The sequence below is a fragment of the Nocardioides sp. genome, from assembly GCF_036405735.1.
Lineage (GTDB): Bacteria > Actinomycetota > Actinomycetes > Propionibacteriales > Nocardioidaceae > Nocardioides.
In genome coordinates this window covers 63810-84657 of sequence record NZ_DASWXC010000018.1, presented here as the reverse complement: position 1 = coordinate 84657, position 20848 = coordinate 63810, and the positions used below count along the sequence as shown (strand labels likewise).

The 20848-nt window shown below is 66.6% G+C and carries 22 protein-coding genes; 7 read left to right on the top strand and 15 right to left on the bottom strand.

Annotation, left to right across the window (positions count from 1 at the left end; all coding sequences use genetic code 11):
• Window positions 1-71: 71 nt before the first annotated feature.
• From VGE38_RS03595 to VGE38_RS03540, 12 genes are all read right to left on the bottom strand, one after another.
• Window positions 72-455, bottom strand: coding sequence for a DUF6093 family protein (locus VGE38_RS03595; protein ID WP_331141169.1), 384 nt, complete (start codon window positions 453-455; stop codon window positions 72-74).
• A complete protein-coding gene (locus tag VGE38_RS03590) occupies window positions 455-775 on the bottom strand; it encodes a hypothetical protein (protein ID WP_331141168.1) in 321 nt (106 codons plus the stop codon). The genes VGE38_RS03595 and VGE38_RS03590 overlap by 1 nt, the downstream gene beginning before the upstream one ends.
• Window positions 775-1605, bottom strand: coding sequence for a phage major capsid protein (locus VGE38_RS03585; protein ID WP_331141167.1), 831 nt, complete (start codon window positions 1603-1605; stop codon window positions 775-777). Before VGE38_RS03585 ends, VGE38_RS03590 begins: the two co-directional genes overlap by 1 nt.
• Before the next feature lie 135 nt (window positions 1606-1740).
• Window positions 1741-2193 (bottom strand): hypothetical protein, encoded by a 453-nt coding sequence (locus VGE38_RS03580; RefSeq protein WP_331141166.1) that lies wholly within the window; start codon window positions 2191-2193, stop codon window positions 1741-1743.
• Window positions 2194-2201: 8 nt separating this feature from the next.
• Window positions 2202-2795, bottom strand: coding sequence for a hypothetical protein (locus tag VGE38_RS03575; protein WP_331141165.1), 594 nt, complete (start codon window positions 2793-2795; stop codon window positions 2202-2204).
• Window positions 2792-4081 carry a phage portal protein gene (locus VGE38_RS03570; RefSeq protein WP_331141164.1) on the bottom strand — a complete coding sequence of 430 codons (1290 nt, stop codon included), beginning with the start codon at window positions 4079-4081 and terminating at the stop codon, window positions 2792-2794. Before VGE38_RS03570 ends, VGE38_RS03575 begins: the two co-directional genes overlap by 4 nt.
• Window positions 4074-5543 carry a terminase large subunit domain-containing protein gene (locus tag VGE38_RS03565; RefSeq protein WP_331141163.1) on the bottom strand — a complete coding sequence of 490 codons (1470 nt, stop codon included), beginning with the start codon at window positions 5541-5543 and terminating at the stop codon, window positions 4074-4076. Before VGE38_RS03565 ends, VGE38_RS03570 begins: the two co-directional genes overlap by 8 nt.
• A gap of 403 nt (window positions 5544-5946) precedes the next feature.
• Window positions 5947-6228 carry a hypothetical protein gene (locus VGE38_RS03560; protein WP_331141162.1) on the bottom strand — a complete coding sequence of 94 codons (282 nt, stop codon included), beginning with the start codon at window positions 6226-6228 and terminating at the stop codon, window positions 5947-5949.
• The gene (locus tag VGE38_RS03555; RefSeq protein WP_331141161.1) at window positions 6225-6431 is read right to left on the bottom strand and encodes a hypothetical protein; all 207 of its coding nucleotides are present in this window, start codon (window positions 6429-6431) and stop codon (window positions 6225-6227) included. The genes VGE38_RS03560 and VGE38_RS03555 overlap by 4 nt, the downstream gene beginning before the upstream one ends.
• Window positions 6428-7468 (bottom strand): AAA family ATPase, encoded by a 1041-nt coding sequence (locus VGE38_RS03550; protein ID WP_331141160.1) that lies wholly within the window; start codon window positions 7466-7468, stop codon window positions 6428-6430. Before VGE38_RS03550 ends, VGE38_RS03555 begins: the two co-directional genes overlap by 4 nt.
• Window positions 7465-7722 carry a hypothetical protein gene (locus tag VGE38_RS03545; RefSeq protein ID WP_331141159.1) on the bottom strand — a complete coding sequence of 86 codons (258 nt, stop codon included), beginning with the start codon at window positions 7720-7722 and terminating at the stop codon, window positions 7465-7467. The genes VGE38_RS03550 and VGE38_RS03545 overlap by 4 nt, the downstream gene beginning before the upstream one ends.
• Before the next feature lie 3 nt (window positions 7723-7725).
• On the bottom strand, window positions 7726-7914 hold the full coding sequence (locus tag VGE38_RS03540; RefSeq protein ID WP_331141158.1) for a helix-turn-helix transcriptional regulator: 189 nt from the start codon (window positions 7912-7914) through the stop codon (window positions 7726-7728).
• Between the two features lie 125 nt (window positions 7915-8039).
• On the opposite strand from VGE38_RS03540, the gene VGE38_RS03535 reads away from it, so the two are divergent.
• Window positions 8040-8735 (top strand): helix-turn-helix domain-containing protein, encoded by a 696-nt coding sequence (locus tag VGE38_RS03535; RefSeq protein WP_331141157.1) that lies wholly within the window; start codon window positions 8040-8042, stop codon window positions 8733-8735.
• Window position 8736: 1 nt separating this feature from the next.
• The gene (locus tag VGE38_RS03530) at window positions 8737-9900 is read left to right on the top strand and encodes a tyrosine-type recombinase/integrase (RefSeq protein ID WP_331141156.1); all 1164 of its coding nucleotides are present in this window, start codon (window positions 8737-8739) and stop codon (window positions 9898-9900) included.
• Window positions 9901-10122: 222 nt separating this feature from the next.
• Here the strand turns inward: VGE38_RS03530 and VGE38_RS03525 are convergent, their stop codons facing one another.
• Window positions 10123-10995, bottom strand: a complete 873-nt coding sequence (locus VGE38_RS03525) for a nucleoside triphosphate pyrophosphohydrolase family protein (RefSeq protein ID WP_331141155.1) — start codon at window positions 10993-10995, stop codon at window positions 10123-10125.
• Between the two features lie 102 nt (window positions 10996-11097).
• On the opposite strand from VGE38_RS03525, the gene VGE38_RS03520 reads away from it, so the two are divergent.
• The 4 genes from VGE38_RS03520 to VGE38_RS03505 are packed head-to-tail and all read left to right on the top strand — an operon-like array spanning window position 11098 to window position 13449.
• A complete protein-coding gene (locus VGE38_RS03520; protein WP_331141154.1) occupies window positions 11098-11382 on the top strand; it encodes an acyl carrier protein in 285 nt (94 codons plus the stop codon).
• Window positions 11379-11747 carry a helix-turn-helix domain-containing protein gene (locus tag VGE38_RS03515; RefSeq protein WP_331141153.1) on the top strand — a complete coding sequence of 123 codons (369 nt, stop codon included), beginning with the start codon at window positions 11379-11381 and terminating at the stop codon, window positions 11745-11747. Before VGE38_RS03520 ends, VGE38_RS03515 begins: the two co-directional genes overlap by 4 nt.
• Window positions 11744-12664, top strand: coding sequence for an ImmA/IrrE family metallo-endopeptidase (locus VGE38_RS03510; protein WP_331141152.1), 921 nt, complete (start codon window positions 11744-11746; stop codon window positions 12662-12664). Before VGE38_RS03515 ends, VGE38_RS03510 begins: the two co-directional genes overlap by 4 nt.
• Window positions 12664-13449, top strand: coding sequence for a thymidylate synthase family protein (locus tag VGE38_RS03505; protein ID WP_331141151.1), 786 nt, complete (start codon window positions 12664-12666; stop codon window positions 13447-13449). Before VGE38_RS03510 ends, VGE38_RS03505 begins: the two co-directional genes overlap by 1 nt.
• An 8-nt stretch (window positions 13450-13457) precedes the next feature.
• Here VGE38_RS03505 and VGE38_RS03500 read toward each other — a convergent pair whose 3' ends face one another.
• Together VGE38_RS03500 and VGE38_RS03495 are read right to left on the bottom strand one after the other, a co-directional pair.
• A complete protein-coding gene (locus tag VGE38_RS03500; RefSeq protein ID WP_331141150.1) occupies window positions 13458-14507 on the bottom strand; it encodes a nucleotide kinase domain-containing protein in 1050 nt (349 codons plus the stop codon).
• A 139-nt stretch (window positions 14508-14646) separates the two neighbouring features.
• A complete protein-coding gene (locus VGE38_RS03495) occupies window positions 14647-15321 on the bottom strand; it encodes a hypothetical protein (RefSeq protein WP_331141149.1) in 675 nt (224 codons plus the stop codon).
• A 249-nt stretch (window positions 15322-15570) separates the two neighbouring features.
• On the opposite strand from VGE38_RS03495, the gene VGE38_RS03490 reads away from it, so the two are divergent.
• Entirely contained in the window at window positions 15571-20799 is a 5229-nt protein-coding gene (locus VGE38_RS03490; RefSeq protein WP_331141148.1) for a DEAD/DEAH box helicase, read from the top strand.
• Window positions 20800-20848 lie beyond the last annotated feature (49 nt).

Here is a 20848-nt window from a genome sequence, read left to right as displayed (position 1 = left end):
GAAAACGTCCCGCAACGGTTTGCAACGTTGCGGGACGTTTTTCGTTGTCTCGTTAGACGGGTGTTAGATCGTTAGATCCGCTCGGCCACGGCGAACCGGGCGACCTGCCACGCGTCTCGGGGGACGTCGATCAGCCTCAGCGTCTCTCCGACGAGTGTCGGGTCTCCGGGGCAGCTCGTGACCGTGAGCCGGTCTCCGACCAGTGCGTCGGCGTCGGCCGGAAGGGTCACGTCGAAGCGGAGCACGGTGTACGACGACCCCCCGATGTCAGCGACCCTCATTGACCGATCCTCCGGCCGGACGAGCATCGGCCCGGTGTAGGTCGTCGCGTAGATCGGCTCTTCGAGTCCGGTGTCCGGATCCTGCTCGTACTGGCCGGTCTGACGCTTGACGGTGCCCTGCTCCGTCAGCATCGGGCCGATAGCGGAGCGGAGTACGGCGAGGTTCGGACGCATCAGAGTGCCCGCTTCCGGTAGCGGTGAAGGATCGCGAGCTCGGGCAGGGTCCAGCCGTTGAAGATGCCCTGACGGATCGAGAACGTGCCGAGCTGCTGGTAGGTCGCGTGCTCGGGGTTGGAGACCAGGCGAGCACACGACGAGACGATGACGGCCGCGAGGTCGTCTCCGGGTTCTCCCAGCTCGTCGAAGCCACGGCCTCGGACGTAGGCGCGGACCATCTCCACGACGACGGGCAGGTGCTCCCCGGCCAGGGCGACGACGGTGCTGTCGTCACCCCGGCCAAGGAATGCCGCCACGTCGGAGGCGGCGGGCATCATCAGGCGCTCGCGGTGATCTTGACCAGCGCGCCGGGGTGCGTGAACGCGAAGCCGACACGCATGGTCGCCTTCACGCCGACCTGATCGGTCGCGAAGTACGCGCTCCGGTCGACCTCCAGCCGCGTGTTGTCGCGGACGACGATCTGCACGAAGCGGCTGTCGATCCCGTAGATCGTGCCAGCGGTGACGGCGGAGCTGACGAGCAGCGGCACGCCGAGCACGCTCCGGCCGCGGTCGGAGAGCAGCGGCTCGTTGCTGCCGGTCGCGGCCTTGATCTTCGCGATGGTCAGCGCCGTGGCGGGGTCGGTGACGAAGTACGACAGCGAGCCGCCAGCCTGCTCGGAGTCGGACAGCGCCTCGGCTGCCCAGTCGAGGTTCGCCGGTCCGCTCGCGGCGTAGTTGGCGACGGCCATGTCGGCAGCCACGGACTCGATTCCGCTCGGGCCGTTCGTGGTCACGCCGTCGGCGTCGAAGAACGCGGCGTCGATCTTGCGCGCGATGTCGCGGGCGAGACCGTCTCCGACGACCTGCTGAGCGGACGGCGAAGAGTCGTCGGCCAGCTCGCGGGAGATGATCGAGAGACCGGCCACCTTGCTCGGGGTGACGACCAGCTCGTCGAAGGTCGCGTCGGACGCGTTGATCGTCCCGGCCTCGGCAACCCACGCGGCAGCGGGGTCGGCGGTGACGAGCGGCACGCGGTAGTCGGTGGACGAGATGTTGACGACGGTGCCGACCTGGGCGGCAACCGAGCCGTTCATGACGGGCTGGACGACCAGCGCGCCGATCTGCTCCGGGGTGATCTCGGAAGCGGTGGAAGTGGTGAGAGCCACGGGTACTCCTGGGGTTGAGTCGGAAGGGAGATCCCGCGAGCGCCAGCGCTCTAGCGGATCCGACTCAAGCCGGAGGGGAGGCCGGCCACCTGTGGCACGACCTCCCCTTCAGGATACCTCAACCTGACTTCAGGTTCAGCCGCCGATCACGTCGGCCCACGACAGCGGCTTGCTCGCTGCCTTCGTGCCGATGCCGACGTCTCCGTCGAGGTACGGCTTGCCGAGATGCGGCTTGCTCTCCCGGACGGCCGCGACGGCCTCCGCGACGAGATCCGCGTCGACGTTGCCGTCGTCGTCGAGCAGGTCCGCGAGCTGCCGGTCTCGGAACACGTCGTCTCCGTCGATCAGGAGACCTGCTCCGGTCGCCTGCCGCACGATCTCGGCGCGCTGCAGGTCGGTTACCCGCTGCGACAGAGCGGTGACCTGGGCCTCGGCGTCGCGGAACTTGGTCCGCCACTTCGCGGCCTCGGGGTTGCCCTTCCGGCCTTCCTCGGCGGTCGACTCGGCCTCGGTTACATCGGTTGCAGGGGTTGCGGTTGCATCCTGCTCGACGTCGGTCTCGGTGGTCTCGCTGGTCTGGTCGGTCATGGTCCCTCCTAGTGGACTCTCACGGGCTTGATCGGTTCGGTTGTGGTGACGACGAGCTGTCCGCAGTCACAGCCGGTGTGTCTCGGCATGTCGTGATCGGCGGGCCAGACGCGGCCGTTGCGCCACCACCACGTACACAGCTCGCACGCGTCCGGCTCGAGCGCGCGTATCCATCCGGTGACGCTCTCGGATTCCTTGATCGCCTCGCTGTAGGCGTCCGCGACGGCCTTCCGGATCTCGGCCTCAACGAGACGCTGGAAGCGCTTCTGTGCCTCGCTGAGCGCGGCCTCGGCGTCTTCGTCGCGCTTCGCGTCGAGGTCGTCGAGGATCGTCTTCGCGGCCTTCGTCAGACGCTGGTCTTCGTCGGCCGGCCGGGTGATGCCGAGCGGCGCGGCAGGCTGCCCGGTCTGCAGGGTGACAGCGGCAGCGAGAGCGACGTCTCCGAGCGCTGCGCCTGCAGAGTTGCCCGCTGCCACGTAGGCCGCGACGACAGCCGCCACGGCCTCATAGGTGAGCGTCCCGGCCGCGTAGGCCGACAGGGCGGCGAGCACCTGGGCGCTCGCCTGCTCCGTCAGCGTCTGCGTCTCTTCCTGATAGGTCACGCCGACTCCCTCGGCAGGAGCTGCGTCAGGTTCACTCCGGCGCTGTCGAGCGCTTCGGCGCGGCGTGCCGTGCGGATCTCGGAGATCTCGTCGTCGGCGTAGCCGAGCCGCTTCAGCGCGTAGGAAGCGGGCAGGAGACCGGAGGCGAAGAGCTTCACCACGGCGTCGGCCTCCTGGGCGACGGAGCGCGTGCTCGGGTCGTTCCACTGGACGCGGATCTCGGCGGGCATCTGCCCACGGGTGCGGACGGCGACGAGCAGCCGAGCGACCTGCTCCCAGCTCCGGCCGAAGGTCTGCTGTCGAGCCTCGGCGCGGGCCGTGAGAGCGGCCTCGGAGGCTCGCAGAGCGTCGGCGCTCGCGGGCTGGTCGGTCAGCGCGCCGAGATAGTGCGCGGGCAGCGCGGACACGGCCATGATCTGCGAGACGAGCACGCTCACGGCATCCCGGTACGCGGCCATGTCGGCGGCGTCGAGCTGACCGAACTTCGCATCGGGGTTCTCCGAGATCATGGCTCGGTTGCCCTCCGGGATCGGGTTCACGGCCTCCCCGGTCTCGTCCTCTTCCAGCTCGATCCCCGTTGCCCATCGGCGCGGCCGAGCCGCGTACTCCGACGTGACGAGCATGTCGGCTAGTGTCTTGTTGAGCGCGTCGACGAGCGGAGCCAGGTCGGTGATCTCGGAGACTCCCTCGGCGAGCAGCCGGTCGGCGTTGCGGAACTCCACGACGGGCACGACGCCGAGAGGGTTCGGCAGCGTCTCGACGAGCTGGAAGCCGCCAGCGGTCGCGCCGGTCGTCGGTGCCCTGAAGCGCCGTACCCGGTCCGGCTCCCAGAGCACGGCCTCGGTCGTCGTCGAGGTCGACCAGCGCTTCAGCGCGGCGCTCGTCTCCCCGGTGCCGGGATCGCGGAGCGCGGTCACCTGCTTGGCCGACTCGACGGCGGCGACGGGCCGGTCGGTGCGGTCTCCCCACACGATGCAGTAGGCCGAGCCGAGCGTCAGCGCCTCACGGTGCAGGGTGCCGGAGTGCTGGTCGAGGTTGTTCCGGATCCAGTCGGGCCAGACGTCGGCACCTTCGAAGCCGATCACGCGGAGGCGCTCGGCCAGCGACGTGACGGCCAGGCGCGGCACGTTGGAGACCATCCGGCCGAGCCGGTCTCCGAGCGCGGCCTTCGCCTCGGGCGAGAGGAAGGCGAGCGGCTGCACGCCGTCGTAGTAGGCATCCCAGCGGGCGAAGTCGCTCTGAGGCGCGTCGAGCTGGTCGGTCAGGGTGTGGAGAAGGTCAGCCACGGAAACTCCTTGTCTTCTTGCGGGTCCGGCGCGTGGCTCTCCACGTCGCTCGGCTGTGAGCCATGACCAGGCACGCGGCGAGGTCGATCTTGCGGGCGGTACGGGATCGGGAGGCTTTCGCCAGACGCATCCCGCGAGCGTCCTCGGAGATCACGGCGGCAGCGACGTGCGCGGCCAGGCGCGGATCTCCGGAGTGTGTGAGGCGACCGTTCACGGCCGCGCTGTAGAGGTCGGTCGTCGCGGCCGTGAGCCGTGACGGCGAGTGAGGGAACTCGACGACGGGCAGGCGCTCGGCTTCCAGCGCCTGCAGGGTCCGGGTCCAGCGGAACGGGTCCGCGATGATCTCCACGACCTGCCAGCGACGGCAGGCGTCCCGGATCGCCTGCTCGACGTCGGCCACGGGCACGCGGTAGGTCTCGTCACCCTGGGGTCGCTCCCAGACCTGCAGCGGGTCGAAGTGAGGTTCGGCCGAGACCGTGGCGAGCAGGAGCGCGGTCGTGTCGTCGCTGAAGGATCCGTCGAGCGCGAGCACGACCTCCGCTCCGTCCGGGATCCGCTCCCCCGTCGAGAGACCGTCCCAGACGCCAGCCGGGAGGAACGCTCCGTCAGTGTCGGCCGCGAACTGGCAGAGGCGAGCGCGGCGGAACGTCGCCTCTCGCGTCTTCGGCGGCAAGAGCGCCTGTAGTGCGTCCCGGTGAAGGAAGTCGTCGAGCGCGGGGTTCGCCAGCTCCCAGCAGTGAGCGCAGTCGACGGGGTGGTCGAGGAAGTCGGCAGCGGAGTGCTCTCGCCAGACGAAGGAAGGGTCGTCGGGGTTCTCGGCCGCGTACTGCCGGAGGTCCGCGAGCACGTTGTCGGGGTTCGGGCCGGGAGTGCCGATGCCGATCAAGGTCGACTGTGCGCGCTTGCCCTGGGCGAGCGTCAGCACTTCGTAGGTGTCGCGGCCGACGACTCCCAGCTCGTCGAGGATCGCGGTCGTGAAGTCGAGACCTTCGAGGCGCTTCGGCTCGGCCGGGAGGCAGACGAAGGAAGCGCCACGCTCGGGCACGTAGAGCCGATCCTTGTAGACCTGCACCCTGCTCGCGAGATCCTCGGACAGCTCGACCATGCGCGCGGCCGTCTTGAAGACGATCCCGGCCTGACGCTCGTCGACAGCAGCGACGACGACCGAAGCGCCTTCCTCTCCGAGCATCAGGTCGTAGAGACCGAGCGCGGCGACGAGCGTGCTCTTGCCCTGCCCTCGCGGCATCATCCATCCGGCAGTACGCGGGCGCGGATCGGCGTCGAGCACCGATCCCACCAGCTCGAGCTGCCACGGCCGCAGACGCATCGGAGAGCGCGCTCCGGTGCCCTTCGGCGTGACGATGAAGCGTTCGCAGAACTTGCCGAAGCGGGCCGCGCCGGTCGCTCGGGGTCGGAACGGCAGCGGAGTCGCGTCGACGGCTGCCTTCGGGCCGGCCTTCACGAAGCCTCCCGATCTCTTGACGTCGAGAGTGATGGGGTCCGCGCCTTCCCCCGCGGTCCCTGTCTCGGCCGGTCACCCCTACCCGCCAGGTCTTCGAGGGGTCGGCTGCTCCCTCGGCGCACGTTGCACGGGTCGCACACGACGTCGACGTCGCGGAGCCTGATCGCCCTGCCCTCGGCCTTGCGCCTCCACGCGCTCGGCAGGTGGTCGACCGTCAGCCGGTCGGTAGCGCCACAGTCGGAGCAGAACGGCTGCAGCTTGCGCGCTCGCCTGCTGAGCCGATCCCACGCGGCGTCATAGCCACGCTCTCGGGCCGAGCCTCGGTAGTGCTGCCACGGGTCAGGCAGGTGGTCGTCACAGTGCGAGCCTTCAGTCGGCTCGCCACAGACGAGACACGGCTTCATCACCAGGTCACGACCTTTCGGCCGGAGGCGCGCGGCTTGGGGTCGGGCTCGTCGTCGCCTTCGAGCATCGCCAGCGCGTCGGGGTGCAGCACGGCAGCGAGCGCGTCGGGGTGCTCGCACTGGTCGTCGAGGCAGGAGCAGGTCCAGCCCTTGCCCTCGGTGCAGGTGACGAGGAAGCCGTCGACGAAGCCGCGCACGTATCCCTTGTCGAGCGTGCTGCTCTTGCCGTCTGCCTTGTAGCGGCGACGACGGTTCACGAGTCGGAGGATCTGTACCTTCATGCCGTGGCTCCCATCACGCGGGGGTCGAGTACGTCGAGCAGCGCGTCGACGTGCGGGCAGGACGTGTCTTCGTCGCCTTCGCAGTCGCATTCGGTGATCCAGCCGCGCTTCGGGTTCCACTTCACGAGCTGGTCGTCGACGAAGGCCACGACGCCGGGACCGTTCGCGCGGACGCTGAGCACGCGGAGGATGCGGATCTTCATCGGTTGCTCTCCCCTTCGATCAGGTGCAACCCGTGCAACTGCTGCAACCCGGACGGCTGCTCGGTTGCAGTAGTTGCAGCGGTTGCGGTTGCGCGCGGGAAGTAGCGACCCTCTCCGTCGGTGTCGAGCTGGTCGTCGTCGACCATGCGGCGGACGTTGCTCTTCACCGTGTTGAAGGGGATGCCGGTCCCCTCCGAGATCTGCGTCGGGGTGTCGCCTTCGTTGTCGGTGAGCCAGGCGAGGATCTTCCGGCGCGTGCTGCCCATCGTGGCAACGACGGCAGGCTCGTCGAGCAGGTGCCACGAGCAGTCTTCGGCTCGCCAGGAGAGGCCGTACTCCTGCTCTGTGACGTCGCGGCCGGTGACGTGAAGGACAGCCTCGGCCGTGTTCCTCGCGCGCTTGGCAATGAGGATCGCGTCAGCTGCTCCGGTGAGGCCGGTCGAGCCGGACACTTCGTTGAAGACGTCGCTCTCGTCGATGCTCTTCCGCGTGTGGTGTACGGCGACGACGGCGACCTTGTACCGATCCGCGAGCGCCTTCAGCGACCCCATCGAGTCGTAGTCGGCTTCGTAGAGGTTCCGGCCGTCCGACCTGGGCGTGACCTTGCGGAGCACGTCGACGATCACGAGACGCGCGTCGGGGTGCTCGTCGAGCCATTCGGAGACCATCTCGACCATGTGCTCGCCACGCGGCAGAGACGTGACGATGGTCAGCCGGTCGGGCATCGCGGCGTCGTCTCCGAGCACCTTGTAGAGCCGGGACTTCAGACGTCGCGGCGGGTCTTCCAGCGCGGCGTAGAGCACGTCACCTTGCTCGACGGAGATCTTGCCGAGCGCTACTCCCCCGGTCGCGACGGAGATGCCGAGACCGAGACAGAGCCACGACTTGCCCAGCTTGGGCGAGCCGACGAGCAGGTTCAGACCTTCGGCCAGGAGACCGGGCACGGCCCAACGTGGCTCGGGGAACTTGGTCCGCATCAGCTCGGCAGCGGTGAAGTAGACGCCGGCCTCACGGCCGCGCGTTTCGAGGGCACTCACATGACCTCCCCGGTCGTGATCGCGTCGTACCAACGGCGCGCTGTCTTGGTCGACGTCGCGGAGATCTCGACGTGAAGCCGGTCCTTATGCTGGGCGAGCCAGGTCACGGCGTCGTAGGTGAGGAAGGTCCGGGAGCCGACGACGACGATCAGGTGAGCACCGTCCGGCAGGTCTGCCAGGTGGAAGAGCGCTCGGCGGTCTTCGCGGTCGTCAGGTTCGTGGTCGAGGTTGACCGTCACGGTCGCAGTCAGCATGAGTCAGACGACCTCCGGCTCGATCGAGTGCTCGTCGAGCCAGCGGTCGACGTCGGCCTTCCGGTAGCGGACGTGCTTGCCGACCTTGATCCGGCGCGGGCCGGTCCCTCGGCTGTTCATCGCGTAGACGCTGGGCAACGGGATGCCCAGATACTCGGCCAGCTCTTCCGGCCCAATCAGGTCGTCGGTCACGACCACTCCCTTCCGTTTTTGGCGGGGTGCGTACCCGCTACAACTACGACGATGGTTGCGAAGCGACCGTGGACATTGCAAGAGATAGCCACTACGCTCCATCCCATAGCGGGAACGGAGGCGAGATGCCAAAGACGAACGAGGGTCGGACGGTCGACTCGGAAGCGAACCTTGCGCGGCGTATCGAGATGCTGCGGACAGAGCGCGGATGGTCCTACGAACGGCTCGCCAAGGAGATGACGGACGTCGGCTGCAAGATCCAGGCGACCGCGCTGCACAAGGTCGAGAAGGGCGACAAGAAGACCGGCAAGCTCCGTCGCATCACTGTGAACGAGCTGACGGCGCTCGCGAAGGTCTTTGAGACGACGACGGACGACCTGCTGACCGACATCGAGCTGATCGAGCAGGAGCGTGCTCACGAGCTGATCGAAGAGATCCGGCGATGCATGGCGGACTTCGCCGACCTCGCGAGCGCGAACTTCAACGCGCTCTGGCAGCTCTACGAACTGGCCTACGAGAACGCCGAACTAGCGGAGTACGTGGCGCACCAGCTCGACTCCGGGACTTCCGGTCGCTACAAGATCGACACGCGCGACATCGACTCTCCCGAAGGCGAGGTCGTAGCAGACCTCGCGCTGCTTAGAGCGGTGAAGGCGAACTATGACCACACGACGGAGATGCGGAAGGCCGCGATGATGTGGGCCGCGTACCGCAACGGCAACTGGACGACGAAGGACCAACGTCGAGCAGAGACAGAGCTGACGCGGCTTCGGGGTGAGCTGGAGAAGCTGAAGGTCGAGCGCGAGGAAGACGAAGACTGACATGGCGAGCATCCATCGGCGCGAGGTCGGCGGGAAGCCGCGCTATGACGTCTCCTACCGAGAGCCGGACGGTCGGCAGCGGATGAAGACGTTCCGGAAGCGGAGCGACGCGGACCGCTTCAAGAGCACGGTCGAGGCGGACGTTCTGCGCGGCACGTATCTCGACCCCGACGCGGGCCGGATCACCTTCAAGAAGTACGCCGAAGAGTGGCTGAAGAGCCAGACCTTCGAGCCGACGACGCGCGAGCAGGTCGAGAGCCGTCTCCGTGTCCACGTCTACCCGGTGCTCGGATCCAAGCTGCTCGGGCAGATCAAGCCGAGCACGATCCAGGCATGGATCTCCGGCCTCTCGGGTGCCGTGAACACGCGGCGAGTCATCATCGCCAACGTGTCGACCATCCTCTCGGCTGCCGTCGACGACGAGCGGATCGCCAAGAATCCATGCAAGGCCGGGTCGGTGACCACGCCGAAGCGGCAGGCGAACAAGATCGTCCCGTGGACGGTCGAGCAGGTCGCGGCCATGAGGGAGGCACTGCCGGATCAGTGGCGGATCGCGCTCGAGCTGGGCGTCGGCCTCGGCCTCCGTCAGGGTGAGGTCTTCGGCCTCTCCCCCGATGATGTCGACTTCCTGCGCGGCACGGTCGAGATCCGTCGCCAGGTGAAGATCCTCGCGGGCAACAAGCTGCTGTTCGGGCTGCCGAAGTACAACAAGACGCGGACGGTTCCGCTGCCTGAGCCGGTGCGGGATCTGCTCGCGGGGTACCTCGCGGAGCGGCCGGCGCGGGCCGTCACGCTGCCCTGGGGCACGCTCGACGGCGAGCCGACGACGGTCTCGCTCGTGCTGACGACCAGGGAGCGCAAGGCGCTGAACCGGAACTACTTCAACACGTACATCTGGAAGCCTGCGCTCGCGAAGGCGGGCATCGAGTCGAGCCGCCAGAACGGCACGCACGCGCTCCGGCATCACTACGCGTCGGTGCTGCTCGACGCGGGCGAGAACATCAAGGCCGTGAGCGAGTACCTGGGCCACGCCGACCCCGGCTTCACGCTCCGGACCTACACGCATCTGATGCCGTCGAGCAGCGAGCGCACGCGGAAGGCGGTCGCGGACGCGTTCGCCTGTTATACGGCTGTTAGATCAGACGCCGAAACCGACGCTCTCTGAGCGTGAGTCCGGTCAGTACTACGACATCTAGTCCCGCGTGGGCGCCGCCCACCGGCTAGGTGCCTGAAAACGGCCCCTGACCAGCGAAGACACCTTTCAAGGTCTTCCAGCGTCAGGGGTCGTTTTTCGTTCTTCTGCGGCCCCAGCGCGGCCCACGGAGCGATCGGCGTAGACCAAGCTGAACTCGTTGCAGGGCAGGGTCGTCGAATCGCTCGCGACGTCCTAACCACGACTCCGGTAGGTGAGGGTGCCTTCGTCGGCATCGAAGTCGACAAAACCGCCGTCATTCCGACGAAGGTCTCGAAACACAGCGAAGCCCTGCAGGACCGCGAGTTCAAGATCTGATTGCGTACGCGCGCCAACCTCAAGTCCGTTGGTCATGAGCATCATCGAATCCAGGAACTGTGGATCGAGGCGCTCGATGCCGGCGAGGTAGTCGTGCCGAGAGGCGTATGCGAATGCGAAGGCCGACAGTCCTTCCTCGACGACGATCGCGCGCCCACCATCCTCACTCTCATCGACGTCGATGTTCGACTTGCGCTTCCGTTTCATCAGGGACCGCGTGACCGGCGACCAGCCGAGCACCGTTGCGAAGGCGAGGTGGAACACATCATGGAAGCGGTAGCCGTCATCGGTTAGCGCGTTGTCGGTCAGGTCGGGGTCACCGAGGACCTTTCCATCGAAGATCACGGTGCACGTGGGTCGCTGGTCAGCGTTGACACCCGGGACGAACTCGTAGGTTCCGCGACGTGGAAGCTGCTCGGCAGGCGGGTACTCGGAATCGAATGCGTCGCGGGATCCCAGCAGCCACCGGCCACGGGTCTTGTCGAGGTTGGCCGCGGCGACCTCGTCCAGGTTGAGGCCAAGATGGTCGGTGACGACGGCGACGTACCAGAGAACATCGCCGAGCTCTTCGCGCATGCGGAGTTTCCACTGGCTGTCAGCGGCCCCGTCGCGGATGTACTTCTTGTACGAGCCGACCACCGAACCAGCCTCGCCGGCGAGACCGAGGAGGTGCACGACAGTGTCTTCCTGCTGCTTCCCTGGCCGCTGGTCTGTTCGACGGACCTGGCGCTGATACTCGCTGAACTGCATGATTTTTCGACCCTCTGTTGGATTTTCCGGCGACATGACCTACTCTCAGGCTAGTCCCGAAATCGTGCAAGGAGCCGGGATTCCCAACAAGGAGGTACGGCGTTGATCAGCAAGGAAGAGATCGAGCAGTTGATCGTGGAGCTGCTCGCCGATGACCGGGGCATGGATACCCACGATCTCTGGGAGGAGCTCAACGACCTCGGAGTCACCATGCCCGTCGACTCACTACTCGCCGTCGAGATCGTCGTCCGACTCGAGCAGCAGCTCGGGATCGACCTGCCGACAACCGCGGACACTACGAAGGCACTGCGCTCGGTGAAGACATTCGCCGAGGCCGTTTGGAACGCGCTTCCGCAGTCCGAGGCCGGAACGGCGGCAACCGCATGAGCACCATCTCTGACGAGACGGGAGACCTCGAGCAGCGGGCGCTCGGAAAGAGGCTGAGGGAGATCCGCGAATACCTAGGTCTGTCACAGCAGTATGTGACGGCAACAACCGGGATCGCCCGGACCGCAATCTCCGAGATCGAGCGCGGCAACCGCAAGGTCGACAGCCTGGAGCTGCGTCGGTTCGCCCGTGCCTACCAAACGTCGGTTGGGCGACTTCTCGGCGAAGTCGAAGAGTCCGAGACCGCGTTCGCCGCGCTCGAGCGGGCCTTGGTTGACCTGTCCCCAACCGACCAGAACGAGGTCCTGAAGTTCGCCGAGTTCCTCAGCCACCGCAAGACGACCGACCTTGGCTCGGCGCGGTGAACTGGCTGACCGCCAACCGCCTCGCGAACCTTGCGGCGGTCAAGGCTCACAACAAGCTCGGTATCGACACGGCCAGCTACCCGGTCGACGTCGACGCAGCTATCGACGCCGCGGGCCTGTCGTTGATGTACCGCCCGATGCCCGGCCTATTCGGCATCTACATGGAGGCGAACCATCAGCGCGGCATCCTTGTCAACGCTGGTCTAACCGCAGCGAATCGCCGTCACACTGCCGCACACGAACTCGGGCACCATGAGCTCCGCCACCGCCCCGACCCCGGCCGCGAGTGCGCGATCGACGCCGGCACCGGTCGGACCGGCAACGTCCGTGGCCAAGGAGAGCTCGAGATGACCGCTGAGGCGTTCGCTACTTGGTTCCTCATGCCGCGGAAGTCGATCCTGGCCGCGCTGACGGACATGGGCATCGCCAGGCCAACGTCTGCGGCGGAGGTATACCTTCTATCGCTCCTGCTCGGCGCAACGTACCGGGCGACCTGCCGCCAACTCGTGAACGTCCGCATTGTCAATCGGGCTGAGGCGGACGCATGGGCGCGAATTCAGCCCGCCCGGCTGAAGCGTGACGCCGCCACCGGGCACGCGCTCAACTCGACCTTCGACATGGACGTGTGGTCGCTGCTCGGAACCGGCGCACTCAACGTTCGAGCGACTGTCGACGACCTGCTGATCCTCGGGGAGGCAGACGCGACGTTGGCCGCGGAACTTCCTGGGCTGTCACGCGTGGCCACCCACGCCGGGGCGACAGTGTTCCGGTGCGAGTCGGCAGCGGGGCCACACGTTCTCGTGGACGCCACAGCCGGCAGAGCGACGCGCATCACGGTCCTTGACCGACCGCTCGGCATCTACGTTCCGGGCGGCCAGAGCATCAATGCATCCACATCGACGGAGTTGGTCCAGTGATGAAGAACGATATCTCGGTGACCGGAAAGAATATCTCCGTCGCTTGGGCCCGAACCCTGGTGGCGGTCGACGACGCACCGGATCACAAGGCGGTGCATGTCGTCACCCGCATCTCCGAACCAACGGCCGAAGACCCGCGCATCCGCGAACTGGTGGACGGCATGCTCGAAAGCCTCGACTGCCGCCCGGTTGAGACAGTCGCGAACACGATCTTCCCGGCAGCGATGGCAGCGCAGACGCCTGATCCGGAGGATCTGGCCAAGCGATACCAGGCCGTGCTCCCGACGATCAAGCGCATCGACGCTGCCAACCGTCGGGGCACATACTTCGACCGACTCAGCCACTATCCGGCGCCGGACGGGACCTTCAAGAACCAGGTCGCGGAGATCATCCGGAGAATCGCGGTTGAGCGAGCCAGCAACGGCGGGCCGAAGACGGCACGCTACGAGGTCGGACTGATGCCGTTCACCGTCGACGTCCCGGTGCAGGAGCCCACCCGAGACACGAGCACGATGGACTTCCCCTGCCTCTCGTTCCTGTCGTTTCAGTTAGACCGCGGCAAGTTGCTCCACGTCGTGGCGCACTACCGATCCCACTACCTGGTTCAGAGGGCGTACGGGAACTACCTGGCTATCGGTCGTCTCCTGAACTACATCTGCAATCGCGCCAGCATCGCGCCCGGATCCATGACCGTCGTCGCCGGGTACGCACAAGTGGAGCTCCATGCGAACGCTCGCATCGACACAATCCGACCGTACGCCGCGGAAGACGCGGCTCTGATCTGACCGCTTCGTCATGCCTGGTTGATGCCCCACTTCGGCGGAAACCAGCTCGTCAACGCCTCACGAACGGGCGCAAACTTCTGCTTGATCCGAGACCGGCCGCTGACTCCAGCAATAGCGGGGTGTGCCACGCGAGCGTACTTGTCCACCTCGCAGAACAGGTTCTGGCAGTCGATCAACTGCAGTGGCCGGCCATGGAGCCCGTCGAACTTTAGGCCGAGGCGCTCAAAGTGCTCGCCCTGATGGTGCGCCATATACGAGATGACCTCGGACTCGATGCCAGCTGCTGCCGGGCCGAAGCACTTGCGGATGCCGTCCCGGGCGCCGGGGCCAGCCACGACGAAGTCCATCTCGTCGAAGTCGAGACCCGAGGAGTAGTTGAGGTCGATGAGGTACTGGAAGGCAAGGAAGTCGCCGATGCCCGGCTGTGCCCGCAGCAAGTCGAACGCGTCGCTCATTGACTCCGCCGCCTGGAGTGCAGCTGGCACGTCGGCCCTCATCATGTCGCGGAGCAGACGCAGATGATTGCTGTGCTTCCGTTCGGCGCCGAGCTTCGGCGGCGCCATCACATACGCGGCCGAATAGAGCCGCCGCCCCGTCTTGAAGTGGCGCGAGAGGACCTTGTCGTAGGTGTCCAGGTCGAAGTCAGCCCAGGTCGGGGTTTGACCGAGCTCGTCGTTGAGAAGCTCCCAGGTCTCGATCTTGTTGAAGAACTTGAACAGCAAGGTCCGGAACGTGACCTCGGCGAAGTCTTGGTCGCCGTCATAGATCACCTCACGGATTAGGTACTGACTGACCCTGTCGGCTGCGCGATAACAGTTTGTGAACCGGTGGGCCCGAAGGATGGGGTCATCAGTCCACGGACCGGCATCGCCCCTGAGCCGCTGTCGATAGATGTCTTGGCGGCGCGCCGCGAACCTCCAGTAGGTGTCGAAGACCTCGGTGGTGCGGAAGCGTCGACCTGCGATCTTGACCTCGATCTGGTCAACGTTCGACCGCGTTGCTCTCGCCCTGGCAGCCCTTCCGGAGTTCGATGGCAGTGTCACCTCCGCTACAGCCATGGCCGAATCCTCTCACCTGGTACTCCACTCAAGGTGCTCCCACTGCGCCGGAAGCCAGCCACCTCCGTGAGCGAGCCGACTTCTGGAGCGTGGCCTCGACCTTGGAGCACGTCAGATCTGTCGACCGGACGACTGCGATTCAGCCCGCGGCTTCCGATAGGCGATCGAGCAGGATCTGATACTCCGGCCTCTGCTCCAGCATCGTTCTGAGCGGAGGATCTGTCGCGTCGCCGGGACGAGGCTCCGCTGCGATCCCATGCTCAGCCCGGAGCGCGGCATCGCGCTCAGCGCTTATCTCCTCACCGCCGATCCGGAGCATCGCGCGCTTGACGCGGTACGCAGTGAGAGCATCCTGATTGCTCCTGCGCCATGTCTCGTGCTGAGCCGAGTACTCAAGCATCAGCAGCTGGCACAACACCACCACCCGGAGCTTGTCGCGGCCGATTCGGTCTCCCAACACGGCCATCACGCCCTGAGCGACATCCAGTATCGGCCCGCGCGCTCCATCAGCGAGCTCAACCAACTCGCTGATCGTCGGCTCCCCGTCGAGCTCGTGAGCCAGTCGGTTGCGCAACTTGTTGAGTGATCGGAACCATGCGACGTTCGTTTGCTCGATAGCCCCCAGAGCGTGCGCGAGGTCGACCTTGGCAGCGAACGACGTCCGGTCCACTCGGAGCGCCCCGGGGTTGACTAACCGACTCTGGATTACTCGGTTGAGCATCGCTTCCGTCCACAAGTGGGCGCGGAGGATCAACTCCAGGGGAGTCACATCGTCGCCCATATGGGCAACAATCTTGTCGAGCGGGACCGGCATAGGAGGCAGGCTAGATGCCGGCGAGCCGTTCCTGTGCCCGGGCCGGTCTCGGGCACGGCCGGAAGCTGTCCAGACGACCCGCCTTCGGTCACGGCGAGGCATCCGCTGCCGTGGTCCGATTCAAGGCTGCGTACGAGCTTCGCCGTCGCCGCGATATCGCCTGAATCCCCCACGTGCTCTCCCGCAGGTGAAGTAGGTTAGCGCCGGCTGGGGATGTGACTTGTGGGACAGAAGGAGACGGCACGGAGCATGGACGTCTTCAAGGTCCACGAGCAGGTGATCGCGGACTACCGTGCATTCACGTCGGGTTTCGTGGAGGTGCGCGACAAGCGCATCAAGGCGTTCGTTGACCAGCAGTTCGACGACGGAGTGCAGTGGCCCGACCCGTGGGTGGGCTTGAACCCGTCCTTCGCGACCGGTGGCTCCGTGCCGGAACTCGTTCGCGAGGGGTTGCTGCATCCGGAGGCAGAGCGGATCTTCCGCCGCAAGGCCCATGCCCAGGACGCCGGCCGAGACCCGATAGTTCTCCACCGCCACCAGCGCGAAGCTGTCGAGATCGCTCGCACCGGCTCGAGCTACGTCCTTACCACCGGCACCGGCTCGGGTAAGTCACTGGCCTACATCGTCCCGATCGTCGACGCGGTCTTGCGCGAGAACGCTGAGCGCGGAAGTCGACGTCCAGGGGTGAAGGCGATCGTCGTTTACCCGATGAACGCGCTCGCCAACTCTCAGGTCGAGGAGCTGCGGAAGTTCCTGCAGTTCGGCTACCCCGACGGCGGCGAGCCCGTCACCTTCGCTCGGTACACCGGGCAAGAGAGCCCCGATGACCGGCGGCGCATCCTCGCCGATCCGCCCGACATCCTGCTGACGAATTACGTCATGCTCGACCTCGTCTTGACGCGACCCGATGAGCGCAATCAGCTCGTCCGGGCGGCCCAGGGACTGCGGTTCCTGGCGCTGGACGAGCTCCACACGTACCGCGGTCGGCAGGGTGCTGATGTGGCGATGCTGATCCGGCGGCTGCGCGACGAATGTCAGGCCGACGCACTGCAGGTCATCGGCACGAGCGCCACCATGTCGAGCGAGGGCACGGTCGAGGACCGGGCCACGGTCGTGGCGCGTGTGGCGACCCGCCTGTTCGGCACCGAGGTCAGGCCCGAGCATGTCGTCGGCGAGACGCTGGTGAGGGCCACCCCGGACGTCGAAGACGATGCTCATCTCCTGGCGGATGCAGTCCGATCAAACGGCAGCCAGCAGCAGCGGGCCTTCGAGGCGTTCACCGCCGACCCATTGACCAGTTGGGTTGAGACGACCTTCGGCCTGGCCGTCGAGAAGTCGGCCAGCGGTGATGAGCGACTGGTCCGCAGGACGCCCACCACTCTTCCCGAGGCCGCCGAGACGCTGGCGGAGCTGACCGGCCTCGACCGCGCTGCCTGCGTTAACGCCCTGCGCAATGTCTTGCGGGAAGGTTCGACGGTCACCCATCCCACCAGCAACCGTCCGGTCTTCGCTTTCCGGCTGCACCAGTTCCTCTCCAAGGGCGACACCGTCTATGTGTCTTTGGAACCCGAAGCTACCCGCCACATCGCCGGCAGCTACCAGGTCCGAGTACCCGGACATCCTGACAAGGCTCTGCTGCCGCTCGGCTTCTGCCGCGAGTGCGGCCAGGAATACCTCGTCGTCGCGCGCACCGCCGCCGACGGCGAAGCCCGCTTCGTCTCGCGTCGCGACGCTGACGCCAGCGGCGGCGACGCCGTGACCGGCTACCTCTACGTATCGTCTGACTACCCGTGGCCGGACAAGGACACCGAGATCAACCGCGTCCCCGAGCCCTGGCTGGTCACCGACCCCGACACGGACCGTGTCGAGGTCATCGAGAGCAAGCGGAAGTACCTCCCAACCCCGGTGTGGCTGCGGCCCGACGGCTCCGTGGACGGCAGTCGGAACGGGCTGCCGGCGTGGTTCGTGTCGACCCCGTTCGCGTTCTGCATGCGGTGCGGCGTCTCCTACGAGCAGGTCCGCGGCCAGGACTTCGGCAAACTTGCCACCCTCGATGCCGAAGGTCGCTCCAGCGCGATGTCGCTGCTGTCGGCCTCCGTCGTGCGCAGCCTCAAGTCGCTTCCTGAAGAACAGTTGCCTGCCACGGCCCGCAAGCTGCTCACCTTCGTCGACAACCGCCAAGACGCCAGCCTGCAGGCCGGACACTTCAACGACTTCGTCCAGGTCTCGCAACTTCGAGCTGCCCTGCATGCCGCACTGGTCGAGGCCGGGCCAGCAGGGCTGACCCACGACGTTCTCGGTGAGGTTGTCACCGAGACTCTCGGGCTGCGGATGGTCGACTTCGCACAGGCGCCCGAGGCCAAGTTCAGCGCCAAGAAGGACGCCGAACGCGCGCTACGAGGTGCGGTCGAGTACCAGCTCTACGTCGACCTCCAGCGTGGCTGGCGCGTCACCATGCCCAACCTCGAACAGACCGGGCTGCTCAAGCTGGCCTATCGCGACCTTCCCGAACTGGCCGCTGATGAGGAGTCCTGGGAAGGCACCTACCTGCTCGACCAGATCAGCGCGGCTCAACGCGAAGAGCTGTGCGAGATCCTGCTCGACGAACTGCGCCGTGTCCGGGCGATTGCAGTCGACTGCCTCACCGAGGACGGCTTCGATCGACTCAAGCGCCTCACCCGCGCCCACCTCATCGAGCCGTGGAGTCTGGGTGAGGACGACAGACTGGTCGACGCCGGCGTCGCGATCCCGCGCCCGGCCAAGGCTGGCGGGCGTCGCTCGGTGCTCGCGGTTTCCGGCCGCGGTGCGTTCGGCAAGTATCTGCGCCGAGATGTCGCCGGCCTGCCGAACAATGCTTCGCTGAAATCGGATGACTCGGAGAGGGTCATCCTCGACATGTTCAAGGTGCTGACCCAGGCCGGCCTGCTGGTGCAGAGCGAGGGACCCGACGGGAGTCAGTACCGCATCAATGCCGGCGCCCTGCGGTGGATCGCGGGCGACGGAACTACGGGCGCAACCGATCCGCTGCGCAAGTCGTTCGCTGGCGAGGAGACCGCGCGGGTCAACCCGTTCTTCCGCGAGTTGTACCGCGACCTCGCTCGCGGCTTCTCGGGACTGCTCGCCCGCGAGCACACGGCCCAGGTCGCTCAGGATGACCGCCTCGAACGTGAGCGCCAGTTCCGCGAGGGCGAGCTCCCGCTCCTGTACTGCTCGCCGACGATGGAACTCGGCGTCGACATCTCCGACCTGAACGCCGTCGCGCTACGCAATGTGCCGCCCACGCCGGCCAACTACGCCCAGCGTTCCGGCCGCGCCGGCCGCAGCGGTCAGCAGGCCCTGGTGCTGACCTACTGCTCGACCGGCAATGCTCACGACAGTTACTGGTTCCGCCGTTCGCGCGAAATGGTCGCTGGATCGGTGATTGCGCCACGTCTGGACCTGACCAACGAGGATCTCGTCCGTTCCCACGTCCACGCCATCTGGCTGGCCGAAACCAACGAGTCGATGAAGTCCTCCATCACCGCCTTGGTCGACGCCGAAGGCGACAACCCCAGCTTCACGGTGTTCCCCGACCTGTGGCGCGCGGTGACCCAGAGCGAGGTCGCCCGGCGCGCCCAGACCCGTGCCGAACGTGTTCTGCAAGGGCTGCGTGAGACCTGGCAACTCGACGGCGGCGACCCCGCGTGGTGGTCGGACGTGTGGGTCCACGACCAGGTCGCCCGAGCCTCACAAGCATTCGACGACGCCTTCGACCGCTGGCGCACCCTCTACCGGACGGCCCTGACGGAAGCGAATGAGCAGCACAAGCTGGCGCTGAGCACCACAGCCAGCAAGTACGACCGCACCATCGCTGAGCGACGCCGAACCGATGCCCGCAACCAGTTGCGGCTGCTGCGCAACGACGACTCCGAGGTCGGCGCCACCGACTTCTACAGCTACCGCTACCTAGCAAGCGAAGGGTTCCTGCCCGGCTACTCCTTCCCTCGGCTTCCCCTGGCCGCCTACATCCCGGCTCGACGGGGCGGCAAGCACGACGGCGACTACCTCCAGCGCCCGAGGTTCTTGGCGATCTCCGAGTTCGGGCCGAACAGCCTGATCTATCACGAGGGCGCTCGCTACGAAGTGACCCGGATCCAGCTTCCGCGCGACCCTGGCGAGACCGCTGGTGGTGGAGCGATCACGGAGACCGCCAAGCGTTGTCCCGGCTGCGGGTACCACCATCCGGTGCAGGTCGGCACCGATGTGTGCGAGAACTGCGGTGACCGGCTCGGCGGCACCCAGTACGGCCTCCTGCGCCTGCAGACGGTATTCACGCGACGCCGTGAGCGGATCAGCAGCGACGAGGAAGAGCGCCGCCGCTCGGGTTTCGAACTCGAGGTGTCGTATCGTTTCCCCGACCGCGGAGGTGCCCCGGATTGCATCCGCGCCCAGGCCATTGCCAACGGGTCCACCATTCTGGAGCTGACGCACGCCGAGGCTGCCGATATCCGGATCACCAACGTCGGCCGGCGCCGCCGCAAGAACCCCGATGACCGGGGTTTCTGGCTCGACCTGCGCGAGGGACGGTGGCTGACTGACAAGCAGGCCGCCGACACCACCGTCGACACGGACGACCTCCCCGACGCCCAAGACGTCAAGGAGCGCGAGAAGGTCGTGCCCTTCGTCCAGGACCGCCGCAACATCCTCGTGCTTCGTGCCGCGCAACACCTCGAGGAGCAGGTCGCGGTCTCGCTGCGCGCCGCACTCGAGCGAGCAATCGAGGCCGAGTTCCAGCTCGAAGACTCCGAGCTCGACAGCCGCGAACTCCCCGACGCCGACGAACGAGGACGGGTGCTGTTCACCGAGGCGGCCGAGGGCGGTGCCGGTGTCCTGCGGCGTCTCGTCGACGAGCCCGAGGTGATCCAGCGAGTGGCGCGCAAGGCGCTGGAGATCATCCACTACGACCCCGACACCGGAGCCGACCTCCAGCACGCTGCAGGTGCGCGGGTCCGCTGCGAACGCGGGTGCTACGACTGCCTGCTCTCCTACGGCAACCAGTACGAGCACACCCTCATCAACCGCCACAGCGTGGTCGCCATCCTGCGCAGCCTGCTGGGCGCCCGCGTCGACGCCGGCGCCGGCGGTCGGCACCGTACCGACCAGGCCGACTGGCTCACCGAGCTCGGCGACTCGACCCTGGAGGCCAAGTTCATCGGGTGGCTGACCTCCACGGGTCGACGACTGCCTGATGACGCTCAGCGCACGATCGAGGAATGCCGGGCACGTCCGGACTTCATCTACAACGGTGCGGTCCGGGTCGCGGTCTTCATCGACGGTCCCCACCACGACAGCGCGCACCAGCAGCAGCGTGACCGCGAGGCCGAAGGACGGCTGACCGACACGTCGTGGTTCGTGATCCGGTTCCGTCACGACGATGACTGGAGCACCATCGCTGACCAGAACGAATGGCTGTTCGGCCGCGGAAGGAACGCCACCTGATGAGCACGATCCACGCCGTGGGCAGCTTGGTCCGAGCCCGGGGCCGGGA

Bases quoted from the DNA above. Each gene is read 5' to 3' on its own strand.
- VGE38_RS03595 (WP_331141169.1), bottom strand. From the start codon at position 455: ATGCGTCCGAACCTCGCCGTACTCCGCTCCGCTATCGGCCCGATGCTG.
- VGE38_RS03590 (WP_331141168.1), bottom strand. From the start codon at position 775: ATGATGCCCGCCGCCTCCGACGTGGCGGCATTCCTTGGCCGGGGTGAC.
- VGE38_RS03580 (WP_331141166.1), bottom strand. From the start codon at position 2,193: ATGACCGACCAGACCAGCGAGACCACCGAGACCGACGTCGAGCAGGAT.
- VGE38_RS03560 (WP_331141162.1), bottom strand. From the start codon at position 6,228: ATGAAGGTACAGATCCTCCGACTCGTGAACCGTCGTCGCCGCTACAAG.
- VGE38_RS03555 (WP_331141161.1), bottom strand. From the start codon at position 6,431: ATGAAGATCCGCATCCTCCGCGTGCTCAGCGTCCGCGCGAACGGTCCC.
- VGE38_RS03545 (WP_331141159.1), bottom strand. From the start codon at position 7,722: ATGCTGACTGCGACCGTGACGGTCAACCTCGACCACGAACCTGACGAC.
- VGE38_RS03535 (WP_331141157.1), top strand. From the start codon at position 8,040: ATGCCAAAGACGAACGAGGGTCGGACGGTCGACTCGGAAGCGAACCTT.
- VGE38_RS03530 (WP_331141156.1), top strand. From the start codon at position 8,737: ATGGCGAGCATCCATCGGCGCGAGGTCGGCGGGAAGCCGCGCTATGAC.
- VGE38_RS03525 (WP_331141155.1), bottom strand. From the start codon at position 10,995: ATGCAGTTCAGCGAGTATCAGCGCCAGGTCCGTCGAACAGACCAGCGG.
- VGE38_RS03515 (WP_331141153.1), top strand. From the start codon at position 11,379: ATGAGCACCATCTCTGACGAGACGGGAGACCTCGAGCAGCGGGCGCTC.
- VGE38_RS03505 (WP_331141151.1), top strand. From the start codon at position 12,664: ATGAAGAACGATATCTCGGTGACCGGAAAGAATATCTCCGTCGCTTGG.
- VGE38_RS03500 (WP_331141150.1), bottom strand. From the start codon at position 14,507: ATGGCTGTAGCGGAGGTGACACTGCCATCGAACTCCGGAAGGGCTGCC.
- VGE38_RS03495 (WP_331141149.1), bottom strand. From the start codon at position 15,321: ATGCCGGTCCCGCTCGACAAGATTGTTGCCCATATGGGCGACGATGTG.
- VGE38_RS03490 (WP_331141148.1), top strand. From the start codon at position 15,571: ATGGACGTCTTCAAGGTCCACGAGCAGGTGATCGCGGACTACCGTGCA.